The sequence below is a fragment of the Microbacterium resistens genome (assembly GCF_021172025.1).
Taxonomy (GTDB): domain Bacteria; phylum Actinomycetota; class Actinomycetes; order Actinomycetales; family Microbacteriaceae; genus Microbacterium; species Microbacterium resistens.
The window spans coordinates 1,470,170-1,487,881 of the sequence record NZ_CP082781.1 but is presented as its reverse complement, the minus strand read 5'-3'; the positions used below and the strand labels follow the sequence as shown (position 1 = coordinate 1,487,881).

Sequence of the window (17,712 nt, the reverse complement as noted above, 5' to 3'; positions counted from 1 at the left end):
GGTGGAGATCCTCCTGTACATCGGCGGCCTGCTGTTCATGCTGGTCGGCATCGGCGTCTCGATCGCGCTGCACGAGATCGGGCACCTCGTGCCCGCGAAGCTCTTCGGCGTGCACGTCGGCCAGTACATGATCGGTTTCGGTCCGCGCGTGTGGTCCCGCCGGTTCGGCGAGACGGAGTACGGCGTGAAGGCCCTGCCCGTCGGCGGCTTCATCTCCATGTCCGGGATGTACCCGCCCTCGCCTGCGGCGGACGGCGAGGTCGAGGGGCGAGCCGGCAGCGGGATGTTCCGCGCCCTCATCCAGGACGCCCGCACCGCGAACGACGAGACGATCGACCCCTCGCGCGCGGACCGGGTGTTCTACCGGTTGCCCGTGTGGAAGCGGATCATCGTCATGTTCGGCGGGCCTTTCATGAACCTGGTGCTCGCCGTGCTGATCTTCACGGTGCTGCTCAGCGGCATCGGGGTGCAGCAGGGGACGACCACCATCGCCACCGTGTCCGAGTGCGTGCTGCCTGCCGGGTCCACCCAGGAGGCATGCGCGCCCGGCGACCCCGCGGCTCCCGCCGCACAGGCCGGGATCCGCCCGGGGGACGTGCTCGTCTCCATCGACGGCGAGAAGGTCACGACCTTCGCGGAGGCCAGCGCGATCATCCAGGCCTCGCCCGGCAGGACGCTCGCGGTGGTCGTCGAGCGCGACGGCGGTCCGGTGGAGCTGTCGCTGACGCCCGTGGCCGCCCAGCGCGGCGAGGTGGACGCCGACGGGCGAGCGGTCGTCGACGAGCGGGGCGCGCCGGTCCTGAAGACGGTCGGGTACGCCGGGGTCGGCGCGCAGCTCGCGTACGTGCCCCAGCCGCTCACCGCGGGTGTCGAGGCGGCCGCGGACAACGTCGGACGCGTGGCCTCCATGATCGCGACCCTGCCGGTGCGGCTGTGGGACGTCGGCGTCTCGCTGGTGACCGGGGGAGAGCGCGATCCGAACGGTCCGCTCAGCGTCGTCGGCGTCGGGCGGCTCGCCGGCGAGGTCGCCGCCACCGACGCGCCGGTGCTCAACCGCTTCGTGGTGCTGTTCAGCCTCCTCGGCTCGCTGAACATCGCCCTGTTCGTCTTCAACCTCGTCCCGCTTCTTCCGCTCGACGGAGGGCACATCGTGGTGGCTCTCTGGGACGGGGTCAAGCGGGCCTGGGCGCGGCTGTTCCGTCGGCCCCCACCGAAGCCGGTGGACGCGACGCGCCTCGTTCCGCTCACCATCGTCGTCGCGGGCGTCCTGATCGCCATGGGCGCTCTGCTGCTCATCGCGGACCTCTTCAACCCCGTGGACCTCCTCGGCGGCTGAGCCAGGAGCGACGTCCGCGCGAACGCAGGGCGTGGCCGCGGCCGCGCCCCGCGCGAGATCAGGCGTTCGCGCCGGATCAGACGACACCGCCCGTGCGTTGCCTGAACTCGCGCGAACGCCTGATGTGGAGCGATACCGCAGGGGGATGTTTGACGCATCCGTGGCCAATGGCTACGCTCGCGACAAACGACGCGAAGCGCGGTGTGAATGATGCCGCCTGATCCGGGAGGCGCCCGCATGCACGCCGACATCGAGCCGTACTTCGACCTGACGGACCGCGTGGCGGTCGTGACCGGTGCTGGCGGAGGGATCGGGCGCAGCGTGGCGCTCACGCTCGCCAGGGCGGGGGCCGCCGTGCTCGTCAGCGACGCCGACCCCCTGACGCTCGCCGAGACCGTCGCGCTCGTCGACGCGGCCGGCGGTGCCGTGACCGGGTTGGTCTCCGATGTCTCGCGACGGACGGACATGGAGGATCTCGCGTCGGCCACTCGCGACCGCCATGGGCGGATCGACGTCTGGGCCAACGTCGCGGGCGTCATCCGCTACGGCGCCGTCGCCGACATGCCCGAGGAGGAGGTGGACCTCCTGCTCGACGTCAATCTCCGGGGCACGTACTGGGGCTGCGCCAGCGCGGTCCGCGCGATGTCCGCCCAGGGGTCCGGATCCATCATCAACGTCGCCTCCAGCGCGATCGACCTGCCGACCGCCGGCATCGCCGGATACTCGCTGACGAAGGCCGCCGTGGCGATGCTGACGAGGTCGCTGGCCGTCGAGGTCGGTCCGCAGGGGATCCGGGTCAACGCCGTCGCCCCCGGGTGGGTGGACACCCCGATGGTCGCGCACCACTGGACGACGGCGGACGGCGAGGTCGACGAGGAGGCTCGGCGCGAGGTCTTCGCCCGCCGTGCCTCCGTGTCCCCGCTCGGGATCACGGGCGAGCCGGTCGACATCGCGCTGGCCGTGCTGTACCTGGCCGCCGACGCCTCGCGTTTCGTGACCGGACAGGTCCTTCGCCCCAACGGCGGTGCAGGGATGCCGGGCTGACCCGCGCTCGTCGGTGCGTGCAATGCATGAATGAGGCGTGACGAAGCGCTTGCTTGGTGTTAGAGTCCAAGGCAGTGGCCGTTGGCCACAGTCGTCAATGTCAAGGGGTTGCGCGCGGGACACCGTGGTCCCGCGCGGCGAACACGCCCCGCCGCCGTGCCCCCACCCGGTCCGTGACAGAGAGGTCACCATGAGCCACCATGCATCGCACGTCTCCGCCCCCATCCCGACCCCCGCGATGGTGCGCCGCGCGTCCCTCGCGGGGCTGCTCGGCACGATCGTCGAGTCCTACGACTTCTTCGTCTACGCCTACCTGATCGTCTACACGGCGCCGCTCTTCTTCCCCGGGGAGGATCCCTTCCTGTCGATCCTGAGCTCCATCCTCGCCCTCGGCAGCGGCTTCCTCACCCGTCCGCTCGGCGGGCTGTTCTTCGGACGCCTCGGGGACCGGATGGGACGGCGTTTCGCCCTCATGGTCACCGTGATCGGCATGGGGGTCGTGACGACGGCGATGGGCCTGCTCCCGACCTACGCCGCGATCGGCGCTCTCGCGCCTCTGCTGCTCGTGATCCTTCGTCTTCTGCAGGGGTTCTCCGCCGGCGGCGAGCTCGCCGGATCCACCACGTTCGTCTCGGAGCACGCCCACCGCGGCAATCACGGTCTGCTCAGCACCATCACGCCGCTCGGCTCCGCCGCCGGGGCGTTCCTCGCCCCCGGAGCGGTGGCGGTCATCACCGCCGTCCTCTCGGAAGGCGTCATGGCCGAGTGGGGATGGCGGGTTCCGCTGCTGCTGTCGCTTCCGCTCACACTCCTCTGCCTGCTCCTGCGCCTCCGTCTGGAGGATTCGCCGGAGTTCCGCCGCCTCGCGGCGGCGCACAAGGTGGAGCGTTCGCCGGTCCGAGAGTTGATCGTCGGCTACTGGCGTCCGCTGCTCAAGGTGATGGTGCTGACCGGGACCGTCCTGATGATCGGTTACATCCTGGCCGTGTACATCCCGCTGTTCCTCCAGCGGGAGGCGGGATTCGAGCCGGGCGCGACGGCGGTCATGGCCTCGTTGCAGGGGATCGCCGCGATCGTCGTCACGATCCTGACGGGGCTCGTGATCGACCGGCTAGGCCGGCGCAAGACCATGATCCTCATCATGGGCCTCCTGGCGGTGTCCTTCCTCCCCGTCATGATGCTCATGAAGGCGACGGCCGGGAACTTCTGGGTCAGCGCGGCGGGCTTCTGCCTGCTCGGCGGCCTGGGCGGGGCGGTCGCCGCCCCGGCGTACGCGTCGATGACGGCCGTCTTCCCCGCACGCGTGCGCTACACCGGGGCCGCCCTCGGGTTCGGGCTCGGCGCCGCCATCGGAGGAGGCGCCGGTCCGTACCTCGCCGCGCAGCTCACCCAACTCACCGGCAACCCCTACGCCGCCGCCTTCCTCGCGATCGGAGCGGCACTGGTCGGCATCGTCTTCATCCTCACGATCCCCACGCGCGGAGTGGCGGACGACACGGGACGGATCACCGTCGACGCGCTGGCGGAGGACACGCCCGTGGCGGAGGTGCCGGTGCGGTAGTCCGCGGTTCGGGTGAGATCCGCCACCGGTGTCGATCTCGCGGTTGCCCGAGCGCTGTTCCTGTGAAACGGTTCCCCCCAACCGTTCCCGATCAGGAAAGGACCGCCCATGAAGTACGTTCTGATGTTCACCTCCGACCCCGAGCTGGACGCCCGTGTGCCGGAGGAGGTGCAGGAGGCGGACCTCGCACGCATCCTCGAATGGCACGAGGCGAACGCGCAGCACATCCTCGACGGCGGAGCGGCGCTGCACAGCGCCGAATCCGCGACCACTGTCCGGGCCTCCGAGCGGGGTCCGGTCGTCGTGGACGGCCCCTTCTCCGAGGCGAAGGAGGTCATCGGCGGCTTCACCCTCATCGACGTTCCCGATCTCGACGCGGCGCTGGCCCTCGCCCGGACCTGGCCGTCCCTGGAGCACCCCGGCAACGCCGTGGAGATCCGCCCCATGTGCGACGACGAGGAGCTGTTCGCCTGATGAGCGGCGCACCGGTGTCGGACCGGGCCGCCTCCCGGTCCGACACCGAGCTGGCGCGGGTCGTCCGCGAGGAGGCCGCGCGGGTCGTGTCGGCGCTGCACCGCTCCTTCGGCGACCTGGACGTCGCCGAAGAGGCCACGTCCTCCGCGATCGAGGAGGCGATTCGGGCGTGGCGCCGCGACGGGGTGCCCCCGCGGCCAGGAGCCTGGCTGATGACCGCAGCCCGGCATGACGCGCTCGATCTCGTCCGGCGCTCGCGCCGACACCGCGAGAAGGTCGAGGCTGTCGCCGCCACGGCGATGACGGGTGCCGGGGAGGGCGCGCCGGCGCCCGCGGGCGAAGAGGCCGAGGAGGTGCTGGACGAGCGGCTCCCGCTCCTGTTCGGCTGCTGCCACCCCGCCATCGCACCCGCGGGACAGCTCGCCCTGACGCTTCGCGCGGTCGTGGGCCTCACCACGGCGCAGATCGCCCGCGCGACCGTCGAGCCCGAGTCGACGGTCGCGCAACGGATCGTGCGGGCCAAGCGGAAGATCGCCGCCTCCGGCATCCCCCTCCGTGTCCCGCGTGGGCGGGAGCGCGCCGCCCGGCTCGACCTCGTCCTCACCGTCGTTTCGGTGATGTACGACGCGGCGCAGCTCCGCGACGGCGAGAGCGCCGACCCCGAACACGATCTCGCCGACGACGCGCTGTGGCTCGCGGGTGTGATCGCGCTCTGTCTCCCGGACGAGGCCGAGGCGCACGGGCTACGGGCGCTTCTGCACTTCCATCGGGCGCGCGGACCCGCTCGCGTGATGGACGGCAGTCTGGTCCCTCTCGATGCCCAGGACCGTTCGCTGTGGGACGCGGCCGACTTCGCGACAGCGCGAAGTGCGCTGGAGCGAGCCGGTGCGCTTCGGCGACCCGGTCGCTGGCAGCTGCATGCGGCGATCGCGGCGTGCCACGCCGACGCGCAGGAGGCAGCGGACACGGATTGGCCCCAGATCCTCGCCCTGTACGACCTGCTCCTGGTCTACGACTCGTCTCCGCTGGTCCGGCTGAACCGTGCCGTGGCGCTCGCCGAGTGCGCCGGGCCGCGCGCCGGTCTCGACGAGCTCGAAGCCGTCGGAGCACGCTTGGAGGGCTACCGCCTCTGGCATGCCGTGCGCGCCGCTCTCCTGCGACGGATCGGCCGCGCCGACGAGGCTCGGGCGGCGGATGAGCGGGCGCGACAGCTCAGCGGGAACGACGCCGAACGGCGCCTGCTCGACGCGCGGATCGCCGCGGCCGGCGTGGCCGACTGACCCCCTTCGTGGCCGCGCCACGGTTCAGCTCGGGGAGCGGAGGGCTCGGCTGATCCCGCCGGAGATCTGCTGCAGTTGGAGCCACAGGAAGAAGCGGTAGAGCGGACGCAGGACGAGACCCAGGATCGGCCGCCGCCGTCGCGTGCGCACCCAGCCCCAGGTCAGATGGAGCTGCGTGCCTCCCGCCGCAGGCGACAGTTCGATCTCCAGCCGGGCCGAGTTGCTTCGCGGGGCATCCGGGAACCGGAAGGCCCAGGCGATCTGCGCAGGCTCGTCGGCGATGAGCAGCTCCACGGTCCGGCGACGGGTCTGTGCGGGCAGGGACTTGCCGTTCGACGAGGTCCGGGGTCCGAGCGTCGTCCAGCTCGATCCGGGGGAGGGGGATCCCACCGGCGGGTCGACGTCTTCGGTCATCGGCTCCCACTCCGGCATGCGTCGCGCATCCGCAAGCAACGCCCACACCTCCGCCATCGGTGCGGGGACGAAAGCCTCGGAGGTGCCGACGATGGTGCCCGGCTCCTTCCGCGGGTGATGGCGCGAGAGCGTGCCGACCTCGTCGAGGCGGTCGGCGACCGCCTCGGTGCTGTGCCCCATGCGTTCGAGCAGGTCGGCGATCAGTCCGCTCGGCTCGGCGATGAGCAGTCGCAGCACCGCGGTCGCGTCCCCGCCGTGCTTGGCGGCGCGGCCCATCAGCTCGACCGCACGAGGCGTCCAGGTGTACTCGCCGCCCTCTTGCATCGTGATGCGACCCGGCGCGGGCTCCGGCGTGGCGATGCCGAGGGAGCGGAGCTGATCAGCACGAAGCTCCGAAAGCGCGCTCCGCGCTGCGTGGAGGGTGACGCCCATGGCGCGCAGCACCTGGCCCGCCGGCTGCTCGGTCAGGGTCAGCGCGAGCAGGAGATGATCGATGTCGGCCTCGTGCTGGCCCAGGCGGGAGGCCTCCTCCATGGCGGTGACCGACAGGGTGTGGCTCGTCGTGAGGGTCTGCGTGAACGTCATGAGGTCCTCCGGGGAACGGGGATCGACGGATCGATCCGCTTCGCGTGCTTCTTGTGCGCGGCCTGGCGGGTGACGCCGAGGGCGTCGGCGACCTCCTGCCAGCTCATGCCGCTGCGGAGAGCCGCCTCGACCTGGCGCAGCTCCAGCGTGTCCGCGAGCGCGCGCAACGTCGCGACGGCCCTGAGTCCCGCGCGGGGATCGGTCGTGTCCGCGGCGAGGTCCGCGATCCGTGTCGACTCCATGCAAGCAACCTACGTTGCTTATTGCGCGCTGTCAACCAGAGTTGCTAGAGGTTCTGGTTCGGGATACGCCCGCCACGCGAGATCAGGCATTCGCGCGCGATCAGGCGAACAAGGCGAGAAGTTGCCTGATCCCGCGCGAATGCCTGTTTCGGATGGCTCCTCGGACGAGGCGCCGCGTCGGGCGGCCGGGGCGGGAGGATCAGGACAGGGCGTGTGCGATGAGCCGCTGCAGCGTGCGCATCCCGTCACGGGAGAGGATCGACTCCAGATGCCCCTGCACCGAGGCGAACGCCGGTCCGCGCAGGGCATAGACGTCGCCGGACTCCGGATCCGCGGACACTTCCGCGGCTCCCACCTCGGCCGTTCCCGGCGCCACCCGTGCGGTGAACGTGTTGTAGAAGCCGATCGAGGCGTCCTCCTCGAACACGGGCACGGTCTTCTGCACTCCCTGATGAGGGCTGGGCAGCGGCGCGAGACCGATGCCCAGACGGTCGGCGAGGATCTGGTGGCTCAGGCAGACGGCCAAGAGAGGGCGGCCGGCGTCGAGCCGCCGGGCGACCACCTCCCGCATCCGGGTGATCCGCGGGCTGGACGGATCACGGGGATCGCCGGGGCCGGGCCCCGCGACGAGCAGGTCTGCCCGGTCGACGTCTTCGTCGGCGACCTCGCTCCAGGCGGCGATCCGCACCTCCAGGCCGAGATGGCGCAGCTGATGCGCGAGCATGGTGGTGAAGCGATCCTCGGCGTCCACGACGAGCGCCGTCCTGCCCGCGAACGGCCCTGCGGCCGAGTCGTCCTCCTGCGGCTGGATCCAGAACTCCGCGAGCCGTTCGTTGCGCGAGGCGAGGAGAGCGGCGATCGCGGGGTCGTCGGCGAGCCGAGCGGCATCCTTCTTCGCACCCGGGGCGTCCGCATCCGCCCGGGCCTCGGCGGCGGCGTCGCGGGCGACGGCCCCGATCGCCCCGAGCACCCCGGCGGCCTTCCCGTGCGTCTCGCCGACCTCGCCGGCGGGGGCCGAGTGGCGGACGAGGGTCGCGCCGACCGGGACGCTGAGGGCGCCGTCGCGCAGATAGACGGTGCGGATGAGGATCGGGGCGTCCACGTCGTGTCCGCCCTCCGCGTTCGGGGTGAACAGTGCGGCGACGCCGGAGTAGTACCCGCGCGGCTTGCGCTCGTGGCGCCGGATGACCGTGCAGGCGTTCTGCATCGGGGACCCGGTGACGGTCGGGGCGAACATCGTCTCGCGCAGGATCTCCCGCGGGTCCAGCCGGCTCCGGCCGCGGAGCATGTACTCGGTGTGGGTGAGGCGGGACATCTCTTTGAGATGCGGCCCCGTGATGCGTCCGCCGTCCGAGCAGACGGCGCTCATCATCTTGAGCTCTTCATCGACGACCATGAACAGCTCCTCCGTCTCCTTGGTGGAGGAGAGGAACGCGGTCAGGGTCTCGGCGGTCGCCCCGCCCGCCGGGTGACGGAAGGTTCCCGAGATCGGGTTCATCGTGACGATCCCGTCGCGGGCGACCACATGGGCCTCCGGGCTCGCTCCGACCGCGATGACGTCCGGGGTCACCACGGCGAAGGTCCAGTAGGCACCCCGCTCGTGCTCCAGCAGCGCGCGGAACCAGGTGAGCGCCGCGTGGCGCTCATCCGCGTCGATGCGCGCGGTGTAGTCGCGGCGGATCACGAAGTTCGCGCCCTCGCCGCGCCCGATCTCCTCGGAGATCACCGTCTCGACGATCGCGGCATAGTCGTCGTCGCTGAGGTCGAACCCGCCGTCCCGGAGCGGGATCGCCTCGTCGGGGAGGGCCCGGCGCACCGTGTCGGCGTCCGCCGTCAGATGCTCCTCCACGAGGAGGCACCGCAGAGGGGCCCCGTCGTCCTGCGCCTCGAACCCCCGTTCGCGCACCTGGCGGAAGGGGACGAGCGCGAACACCTCGCGGGATCCGCCGTCCGCATCGTGCAAAGGGATGTCGGCGAGGAGTTCGACGTCCCGGATCGGACCGGTGAGCAGTTCTACCGCGTCGGTGCCCTCGCGGGCGAGGAGGACGAAGGACGCGGAGGCATCGGCGGCGAGGGCGCGCAGACGCGCCGGGAGCCTGGTCGCGTCGGACTCCGGCGAGGCGGTGGGGGTCATCGGTGTCTCCTGGAGGGAATCCGGTGCGGCCGAACGACGAAGACCGCCCCGGGAGGGCGGTCTCGGTCTCGTGGTACGCGAACGGTCCGCCTAGAAGGCGGGCCACCAGCCACCGGATGACGGGCGGTCGGAGTTCACGGACATGCGCCTGAAGGTACCACACAGCGTGCATCCGGCCCTGTCGCGCGACGGACGACTACCCTGGAAGAGTGCCAGCCGTGAACCTCGGGATGCCCCGCGTCCCCGACATCCTGTCTCCGCGCCGAAAGACCCGTCAGATCCGGGTCGGCAAGGTGCTCGTGGGCGGTGACGCCCCGATCTCGGTGCAGTCGATGACCACGACCAAGACCACCGACATCAACGGGACCCTGCAGCAGATCGCCGAGCTGACGGCGTCCGGCTGCGAGATCGTCCGCGTCGCCGTTCCGTCCCAGGACGACGCGGATGTGCTGCACATCATCGCCAAGAAGAGCCAGATCCCCGTCATCGCGGACATCCATTTCCAGCCCAAGTACGTCTTCCAGGCGATCGACGCCGGTTGTGCGGCGGTCCGGGTGAACCCCGGCAACATCCGGCAGTTCGACGACAAGGTCGGCGAGATCGCCAAGGCCGCGAAGGACGCCGGCGTCTCGCTCCGCATCGGCGTCAACGCGGGCTCGCTCGACAAGCGCCTGCTGGAGAAGTACGGCAAGGCCACCCCGGAAGCGCTCGCGGAGAGCGCGCGCTGGGAGGCGTCGCTGTTCGAGGAGCACGACTTCCACGACTTCAAGATCTCGGTCAAGCACAACGACCCCATCGTGATGGTGAAGGCGTACCGGCTGCTCGCCGCCATGGGCGACTGGCCGCTGCACCTCGGCGTCACCGAGGCGGGCCCGGCCTTCCAGGGCACCATCAAGTCCGCCACCGCCTTCGGGATCCTTCTCGCGGAGGGGATCGGCGACACCATCCGGGTCTCGCTGTCCGCGCCGCCGGCGGAGGAGGTCAAGGTCGGCCACCAGATCCTGCAGTCGCTGAACCTCCGCGAGCGCAAGCTCGAGATCGTGTCCTGCCCGTCGTGCGGACGCGCGCAGGTCGACGTGTACTCCCTGGCGGACAGCGTGACGGAGGGTCTCAAGGACATGACCGTCCCGCTGCGCGTGGCCGTCATGGGCTGCGTCGTGAACGGTCCCGGAGAGGCCCGCGAAGCGGATCTCGGGGTGGCCAGCGGCAACGGCAAGGGGCAGATCTTCGTCAAGGGCCAGGTCATCAAGACCGTCCCCGAGGCGGATATCGTGCAGACGCTGATCGAGGAGGCGAACCGGATCGCCGACGAGATGGGCCCGGACGCGCCGATCGGGACCGCCCAGGTCGTCACGGCGTGACCGCGCACCCGGGCGCGCGGGACATCCCCGGGGCGGACCGGTTGAGCGCCGCCCAGCGTGCCCGCCTGAGCGAGTGGATCCCCGGGGCCCGGATCGTCGCCGACCGGGGTTGGCACGGCTCCGTCTCAGCGTTCGTGTACGAGGCGGAGCACGACGGGAGTCGTCTCATCGTCAAGGCGGGAGATCCGTCGAACCACCACATCGGGCGGGAGCTCGACGCGCACGACGGCTGGACCGACGTCTGGTCGCGGGACGGCCTCGCGGCGCGGCTCCGGCACGCCTCGCGGGAGGATCGCGTGTTCGTGGCGGACCACCTTCCCGGCGAGCTCGTGGACGGGACGGACGCGGCGTTCGATCCTGCGGTCCACCGCCGTGCCGGCGAACTGCTGCGTCGCTTCCACGACCAGGCGTCCCGCCCCGGCGACGAGGGAGTGCTCGACCGCGTCCGCCGCTCGCTCGCCTCGCCGCACCGCATCCGCCCGGAGGTCCAGGAGCAGGTGCGGGCGCTGCTCGACCGGCTCCGACCGGGGACCCCGGAGCTCGTGCCGACCCACGGCGACTGGCAGCCGCGCAACTGGCTCCTCGACGGCGACGATCCGGCCCGCGGGCTCCGCGTCATCGACTTCGGACGGTTCTCCTTCCGCAGCCGCGCATCGGACCTCCTGCGCCTCGCGGCGCAGCAATGGCGGGACGCTCCGTCGTGTGAGGATGCGTTCCTCGACGGCTATGGCGCGGATCCCCGCCTCGGCCGCGAGGGGGCGCACGACCACTGGACGGCGCTGCGCCTCGCGGAGGCCGTGGGGACCGCGGCCTGGGCGTACCAGACGGGCGACGAGGATTTCGAGGCACAGGGGCATCGCATGATCGCGGACGTCCTGGGCGAGACGGAGGAGACGAGATGACGACGGTGACGTTCGCGCAGGGGGACGTGCACGGCGACGCGCAGGTGGTGCGGGTGGACGGCGGCGTCCTCGTGGTGGACGCCACGCCCTTCCATCCCGTCGACCACACCTGGCCGGACCAGCCCGGGGACACCGGATGGGTTCGCGACCCTGACGGGGAGTCCGTGCCGGTCACCGAGGCCGTGATGGTCGCCGTGTCCGACGACGGCGTCCTCGCCGTCGGGACGGACATCCCGGTCAAGCGGGGTGCCGAGGGATGGGCATGGGGCGTGGGGCACCGCCTCGGAGGCGAGGCGCCCGGATGGCTCGCTCCGGGGGCGCGCGTCGTCCTGGACGTCGACGCCGACCGCCGCGCGGGGTTGAGCAGGGGGCACACGGCGTGTCACCTCGCCTCCCTCGCCCTCGACCTCGCCGTCGCGGACCTCTGGCGCAAGGATCCGGGGTCGGACGCGTTGGGGACCCCCGACTTCGAGGGCCGCGCGAATCAGATCAGCCGGATCCGCCAGGACGGATCGGTCGACGAGTACCGCCTGGGGAAGAGCCTGCGCAAGGCGGGGTTCGACACCGAGACGTTCGCAGCCTCGCTCTCGGAGCGCGAGGAGCGGATCAACGCGCAGCTCGCGGCCTGGGTGGCGGCCGGCGCCCCCAGCCGGATCGAGACCGACGGTCCCGCCATCACGGACCGGCGTCGCTGGGTGTGCGAGCTTCCCGAGGGCACCGCCTCGATCCTCTGCGGCGGCACGCACGTCACGAGCACCGCGGATTTCGCCGCGATCCGGGTGACGCTGGACCTGTCCGACCCGCAGCTGCTCGTCATGACGACGACGGCGGTGCCGGCCTCGGCCTGATCCGGGGCGCCCGCCGGGGGATCGGGGTCTTCCGCGGGGTGCTCATGCCCCGGGACGCGCCCCGAACGGCGAGGTCAGAGCGCGAACTCGATCTCGCCGCGGTCGATGTCGGCCCGGACGACCCGCAGCGACACCACCGAGCCCGGCGCCGCCCCGGGAGGGACCGGCGCCGTGGCGGTGACGACCGGGTCGACGAGCTGGACCTCGGCTCGGTCCTTGCGGATCTCGATGATCGTCGCCGGCACCGAGGAGCCGATCAGGGGAGCGACCAGAGCCGCCTCGACCCGGTTCACCGTCTCGGACTCCAGTCGCGAGGCCCGCTGGCCGCTCGCCTGCATGATCCCCGGAAGCGTCGGCAGGCTCTCCCGGACCCAATCCGGGACCTCCTCGCCCCGGGCCGCGGCGAGGCAGATCGTCAGGGCCCAGCGGTCGACCAGGCGCCGCAGCGGCGCGGTGGCATGCGCGTACGGGGCGCCGATCGCGGCCTGGCCGGCGTCCTGCGGCACCGTGCCGTCGAAGGTCACGTAGCCGGCGCCCCGGAAGAGGGTGGTCGCGGCCTCGAGGATCGGAAGGGTGAGCGGATCCGCGCGGTCGAGACCTCTCAGGTAGTCGCCGTATCGTCCTGTCGTCCACGGTCGTCCGAGGGCGCGGGTGCGGCGGCGGAACTCCTCGAACGCCGCGTCGTCCGGCTGGGCCATGGTGCGAAGCACGCCGATCCGGGCCTCCAGCATGATCTCGGCGGCGGCCATGCCCGTCATCAGCGAGAGCTGCGCGTTCCACTCCTCGACCGGGAGCGGGTGGCGCCGTTCGATCGCGTACGTGCCGTCCTCGCGGCGCACGACCTCCTCGTCCGGGAGGTTCAGGCTGGCGCCGCCGCGGGCGCTCTCCTGGGCGAACCGCAGGGCCCCGACCTCGGGCAGAAGGGATGCGGGGGACTCTTCGCCGGCGTCCAGGGCCCGCTGGGTGCCGACGTAGTCGAGCTGGGCGCGGGACCGGATCAGCGCGCGTTCCAGGCGGCGATCGGTCACGGCTCCCTCGGCGTCGAGCACGAACGTCCATACGAGTGCGGGGCGGTCCACGTCCGGCAGGAGGGACGCGCGATCCTCGCTGAGCACTCGGGGATGCAGCGGGATGGATCCGTCGGCGGCGTAGAGGGTCTGACCACGTTCGCGGGCCGCGGCATCCACGGCTCCGCCCGGGCGGACGAAGGCCGGGACGTCGGCGATCGCATAGCGAACGGTGAAACCGGATCCTGCCCGCTCCAGATGGAAGGCCTGGTCGAGGTCTCGAGAGCCGGCCGGGTCCAGCGTGGCGAACGGGATGTCGCGCAGGTCGAGGTCGGGAGTCGTCGCGGTCGCCTCGGCGGCCTCCGCCTCCGCCTCGGCCGAGAAGGAGGTCGGCGCGTCCAGGGTCGTCCGGAGGTCGGCGAGGGCGGCGGCGAGCTCGCTCTGCTCGGCGGACGGGGCGACGTGCGATCGGCGCTGCGGCATGACGCCAGCCTACGGCGCGCCTCCGACGACGGCCTTCGGCGGATCCGGCGCCGGTGTCCGTCCGCATGGGTAGCGTGGTCGCATGACCTCTTCGACCGATCGTGCCGTCCGTCTTGCCGCCCTCTATGACGCTCCGGAGATCCTGCGGGTGGTGAACGTCTGGGATGTGGTCTCGGCGTCCGCCGTGGCCGCCCTCCCGGAGACGACCGCCCTGGCCACCGCGGGGCACTCGATCGCGTCGAGCTTCGGCTACGACGACGGTGCGATCCCGCGGGACCTGATGATCGACATGGTGGGGCGCATCGCCGCGTCCACGGATCTGCCGGTGACCGCGGATCTCGACGACGCCTACGGCGCGCCGGGGGAGACGACGCGTCTCGCGATCGGCGCGGGCGTGGTCGGCGCGAACGTGGAGGACCGTCTGAAGCCGCTGGCGGAGTCCGTCGCCGCGGTCGAGGCGATCATCGCCGCGGCCGAGGCCGAGGGCGTGCCGTTCGTGCTCAACGCGCGCACGGACGCGTTCGTCCGCGCCGGCGGTCGTCCGGTGGAAGAGAGCGTCGCCGACGCGATCGCCCGGGGGCGGGCGTACCTGGAAGCCGGAGCGCACTGCGTCTTCGTCCCGGGAATCCTCGACGCCGACGTCACCCGGCAGCTCGTCGAGGGGATCGGCGTGCGCAAGGTCAGCGTGATCGGACTGCCCGGAGCGCTCACCGCGCCCGAGTACGAGGAGCTCGGCGTCGCCCGCATCTCCTACGGACCGCTGCCGCAGCGCGTGGCGCTCACCGCCCTCCAGGACGCCGCGTCAGGCATCTACGCGGGTGCAGGCATCCCGGAGGGCACCCGCCCCCTGAACTGAACGCCGCGGCGTCGGTCCCGTCACGGCGGTGTGATGGGCTGATCAGTCGACAGATGTGGAAGCGAGCTCAGAGGAGGCCGGCCCCTCGACACCGAGGAACAACCGGGCGGAGACTCTTCTCAGGAACGCGGGCGCGGCGGCGAGCACGCGGTCTGGCTCTTCGGGATCCACGGCGCGGAACGGCTTCGCGATCGACTCGGGGTGGTGGCGTCGCTGAGCGATCGAGTCGGGAAAAGCACGTTCGCCGGTGGCCCAGAGAAGGAGCCCCACGATCTCGCAGATCTCGAAGGAGGCCGCCAAGGGTGGTGCAGCGGGGGACTGCGATCGGTAGGGACTGGGTCGGAGTGCGACTTCGAGCCGGTACAGGGTGCGAATGAGATCGCTGCGGCCTTCCTCAGTGCTCAGCGCGCCGAGAACGTCACCGACGGACCCGGCGGTCTCTTGTCGCGCCGACTCGATCCTCGCCAGCGCCTTCCGGTGCCAGGCGAGGAGCGCTGCGACGTATCCCGCGCCGAGGGGGACGGCGATCGAGAGGATGACCCACCGCGATTCATCTGGCACTCCTTCGATCAGCCACAGCGCCGAGGGGGCGGCACTGACGGCGAGGCCGATGAGAACGACGGTCCATAGCAGCTGCGCACCGTGGGCCTGGTAGAGCCGCGGCTTCGGCGTCGTCGAGATCAGTGGTGAGGACGCGGACGAGGCGACGAGGGCGAAGAGTACTGCGAGCAGCCCCAGCAGGACAGCCACGTACTTGCTCGCCGCCGTGCTGGTCGTCGAGGTTGTGTCGAGGATGAGCGCCGTGAGGGCAGCGGTGAGGGAGATGCCTGCCGAAATGTAGCCGAGCAGGAGAAACACCCACCAGGTCACGGCATCGAAGCGGCGCCCGAATCTGCTCAGGCGATGGAACATCCCCGCGCTGATCAGGTTGGTCCCCGCTGGCACGGTGAGGAGCAGGCCGATGAGCAGGGACAACACGCAGAGCGGAGGAAGGAGCGGGGCTGAGCTCCGCAGAGCGAGGACGAGGGCTGTCGCGCTCGCAACAGTGACGACCAGTCCGACGCACAGCACCGTCCAAAGACGTCGCCGTCGCTTGAGGGCGCGCCGTAGCGCACTGCGGGTGGATTCGTCCTGTCCACGGGGCGTGATGGAGAGCTGTACCGCGATACCCCAGAGATCGACGGTGGCGGCTCTTGTCTTCTGCGTCTCGGTCACACCGACAGCGAACCACGTCGAACGCAGAGCCCGGCAGCCCGCGGCCGCACAAGCGGTACGCCGGGCATCACTAGACTGATCGCGTGGTCACACGTCTGTCGAACTTCTTCCTCCGCACGCTCCGCGAAGACCCGGCCGGCGCCGAGGTCGCCAGCCACAAGCTGCTGATCCGCGCCGGGTACATCCGACCGCAGGCGGCCGGCATCTTCGCGTGGCTGCCGTTGGGGCTGCGGGTCAAGGCGAGGATCGAGACGGTCATCCGCGAGGAGATGGCCGCGGCGGGGGCGCAGGAGGTGCACTTCCCGGCGCTCATGCCCCGCGAGGCGTACGAGGCGACCGGCCGCTGGGACGAGTACGGCGAGCTGCTGTTCCGGCTCCAGGACCGCAAGGGCGGCGACTACCTGCTCGCGCCCACGCACGAGGAGGCCTTCACCCAGCTCGTGAAGGATCTGTACTCGTCCTACAAGGACCTGCCTCTGACGATCTACCAGATCCAGGACAAGTACCGCGACGAGGCGCGTCCCCGGGCGGGCCTGCTCCGAGGACGCGAGTTCACGATGAAGGACGCGTACTCGTTCGACGCGTCCGACGAGGGGCTTGACGCCAGCTACCAGGCTCAACGCGACGCGTACGAGCGCATCTTCCAGCGCCTGGGCCTGGAGTACGTGATCGTGCAGGCCGATGCCGGCGCCATGGGCGGCTCTCGCAGCGAGGAGTTCCTGCACCCGACGCCCGTCGGTGAGGACACGTTCGTGCGCTCGGCCGGAGGCTACGCGGCCAACGTCGAGGCGTACACGACGACGGCGCCCGAGGCGGTCGGGTGGGAGGACGCCCCCGAGGCCACCGTCTTCGACTCGCCGGACACCCCGACGATCGAGACGCTGGTCGCCCACAGCAACCGTGTCCTGGACGGGGAGGTCACCGCCGCGGACACCCTCAAGAACGTCGTCCTGGCGCTCACGCACCTCGACGGCTCACGCGAGCTCGTCGTCGTCGGCGTCCCGGGCGACCGCGACGTGGATGAGAAGCGCGCCGAGGTGGCTTTCGCGCCGGCCGAGGTCGAGCCCGCGACCGACGCCGATTTCGCCAAGCACCCGCTTCTTGTGAAGGGCTACATCGGTCCCTGGTCGCCCACGGGTGCCGTGCTCGGCGAGGAGTCGGCGACCGGCATCCGCTATCTGCTCGACCCGAGGGTCGCCGATGGGACCCGCTGGATCACCGGGGCGAACATCCACGAGAAGCACGCGCACAGCGTCGTCGCCGGTCGCGATTTCTCCGCTGACGGCTACGTGGAGATCGCGAACGTCCGTGAGGGCGACCCGGCTCCCGACGGCTCAGGCCCGGTGACGCTCGCGCGCGGCATGGAGATCGGCCATGTCTTCCAGCTCGGGCGGAAGTACGCCGAGGCCCTCGGGCTGAAGGTGCTGGACGAGAACGGCAAGCTCGTCACGGTCACCATGGGCTCCTACGGCATCGGCGTGACCCGGATCCTCGCGATCATCGCCGAGCTGAACAACGACGACAAGGGGCTCATCTGGCCCTCCTCGGTCGCCCCGTTCGACGTGCACGTCGTGGCGACGGGCAAGGACGAGGCGGCGTTCGCCCTCGCCGAGAGCCTGTCCGCGCAGCTCGAGTCCGACGGGTTCGAGGTGCTCTACGACGACCGCCCGAAGGTGTCGCCGGGCGTCAAGTTCGGCGACGCCGAACTGGTGGGCGTGCCGCGCATCCTCATCGTCGGCCGCGGCGCGGCCGACGGCCAGGTCGAGCTCTGGGACCGCCGGACGGGGGAGCGCGAAGCGCTGCCCGCCGACGAGGCCGTCCGACGCCTCGCCGCGTCGCGCTGACACCCCGAATCAGGCGAACGCCCGGGAACAGGCAGGGATCGGCGCGATCCGCCTGATCCCGGGCGTTCGCCTGTTCTCGCGTGCCGGAACGCGGGGGCGTGGGCGTCGGCGACGGCGTGCGCGAGG

15 protein-coding genes are annotated in these 17,712 nt (G+C 71.3%); 10 read left to right on the top strand and 5 right to left on the bottom strand.

Features of this window, described 5'->3' with window-relative positions; all coding sequences use genetic code 11:
* Position 1: 1 nt before the first annotated feature.
* The 5 genes from K8F61_RS07230 to K8F61_RS07210 all read left to right on the top strand — a co-directional run bounded on the left by K8F61_RS07230 (position 2) and on the right by K8F61_RS07210 (position 5,695).
* Positions 2-1,336, top strand: coding sequence for a M50 family metallopeptidase (locus tag K8F61_RS07230; RefSeq protein ID WP_231821183.1), 1,335 nt, complete (start codon positions 2-4; stop codon positions 1,334-1,336).
* Positions 1,337-1,573: 237 nt separating this feature from the next.
* Entirely contained in the window at positions 1,574-2,380 is an 807-nt protein-coding gene (locus K8F61_RS07225) for an SDR family NAD(P)-dependent oxidoreductase (protein ID WP_231821182.1), read from the top strand.
* A 190-nt stretch (positions 2,381-2,570) separates the two neighbouring features.
* Positions 2,571-3,941: an MFS transporter gene (locus tag K8F61_RS07220; RefSeq protein ID WP_231821181.1), complete on the top strand. Its 1,371-nt coding sequence runs from the start codon at positions 2,571-2,573 to the stop codon at positions 3,939-3,941.
* 108 nt (positions 3,942-4,049) lie between these two features.
* Positions 4,050-4,415 (top strand): YciI family protein, encoded by a 366-nt coding sequence (locus tag K8F61_RS07215; RefSeq protein WP_231821180.1) that lies wholly within the window; start codon positions 4,050-4,052, stop codon positions 4,413-4,415.
* Positions 4,415-5,695 (top strand): RNA polymerase sigma factor, encoded by a 1,281-nt coding sequence (locus tag K8F61_RS07210; protein ID WP_231821179.1) that lies wholly within the window; start codon positions 4,415-4,417, stop codon positions 5,693-5,695. The genes K8F61_RS07215 and K8F61_RS07210 overlap by 1 nt, the downstream gene beginning before the upstream one ends.
* A gap of 24 nt (positions 5,696-5,719) precedes the next feature.
* On the opposite strand, the gene K8F61_RS07205 is transcribed toward K8F61_RS07210, so the two are convergent.
* The 3 genes from K8F61_RS07205 to K8F61_RS07195 all read right to left on the bottom strand — a co-directional run bounded on the left by K8F61_RS07205 (position 5,720) and on the right by K8F61_RS07195 (position 9,070).
* Entirely contained in the window at positions 5,720-6,694 is a 975-nt protein-coding gene (locus tag K8F61_RS07205) for an SRPBCC family protein (RefSeq protein ID WP_231821178.1), read from the bottom strand.
* Positions 6,691-6,936, bottom strand: a complete 246-nt coding sequence (locus K8F61_RS07200) for a hypothetical protein (RefSeq protein ID WP_231821177.1) — start codon at positions 6,934-6,936, stop codon at positions 6,691-6,693. Before K8F61_RS07200 ends, K8F61_RS07205 begins: the two co-directional genes overlap by 4 nt.
* A 199-nt stretch (positions 6,937-7,135) precedes the next feature.
* Positions 7,136-9,070 carry an anthranilate synthase family protein gene (locus tag K8F61_RS07195; RefSeq protein ID WP_231821176.1) on the bottom strand — a complete coding sequence of 645 codons (1,935 nt, stop codon included), beginning with the start codon at positions 9,068-9,070 and terminating at the stop codon, positions 7,136-7,138.
* Positions 9,071-9,279: 209 nt separating this feature from the next.
* Between K8F61_RS07195 and ispG the strand changes: the two genes are divergently transcribed.
* From ispG to K8F61_RS07180, 3 genes are read left to right on the top strand one after another with little or no spacing between them, the layout of a single operon-like run.
* Positions 9,280-10,431 (top strand): flavodoxin-dependent (E)-4-hydroxy-3-methylbut-2-enyl-diphosphate synthase, encoded by a 1,152-nt coding sequence (gene ispG / locus K8F61_RS07190; protein ID WP_174522541.1) that lies wholly within the window; start codon positions 9,280-9,282, stop codon positions 10,429-10,431.
* A complete protein-coding gene (locus K8F61_RS07185; RefSeq protein WP_231821175.1) occupies positions 10,428-11,333 on the top strand; it encodes a phosphotransferase family protein in 906 nt (301 codons plus the stop codon). Before ispG ends, K8F61_RS07185 begins: the two co-directional genes overlap by 4 nt.
* A complete protein-coding gene (locus tag K8F61_RS07180; RefSeq protein ID WP_231821174.1) occupies positions 11,330-12,181 on the top strand; it encodes an alanyl-tRNA editing protein in 852 nt (283 codons plus the stop codon). The genes K8F61_RS07185 and K8F61_RS07180 overlap by 4 nt, the downstream gene beginning before the upstream one ends.
* Positions 12,182-12,255: 74 nt before the next feature.
* On the opposite strand, the gene K8F61_RS07175 is transcribed toward K8F61_RS07180, so the two are convergent.
* Positions 12,256-13,671: an RNB domain-containing ribonuclease gene (locus K8F61_RS07175; RefSeq protein WP_231821173.1), complete on the bottom strand. Its 1,416-nt coding sequence runs from the start codon at positions 13,669-13,671 to the stop codon at positions 12,256-12,258.
* A gap of 82 nt (positions 13,672-13,753) precedes the next feature.
* On the opposite strand from K8F61_RS07175, the gene K8F61_RS07170 reads away from it, so the two are divergent.
* Entirely contained in the window at positions 13,754-14,527 is a 774-nt protein-coding gene (locus tag K8F61_RS07170) for an isocitrate lyase/PEP mutase family protein (protein WP_231821172.1), read from the top strand.
* 42 nt (positions 14,528-14,569) lie between these two features.
* Here K8F61_RS07170 and K8F61_RS07165 read toward each other — a convergent pair whose 3' ends face one another.
* Complete coding sequence (locus K8F61_RS07165; protein ID WP_231821171.1) at positions 14,570-15,502, bottom strand: hypothetical protein; 933 nt, start codon at positions 15,500-15,502, stop codon at positions 14,570-14,572.
* A 323-nt stretch (positions 15,503-15,825) separates the two neighbouring features.
* On the opposite strand from K8F61_RS07165, the gene K8F61_RS07160 reads away from it, so the two are divergent.
* Entirely contained in the window at positions 15,826-17,586 is a 1,761-nt protein-coding gene (locus K8F61_RS07160; protein ID WP_231821170.1) for a proline--tRNA ligase, read from the top strand.
* Positions 17,587-17,712 lie beyond the last annotated feature (126 nt).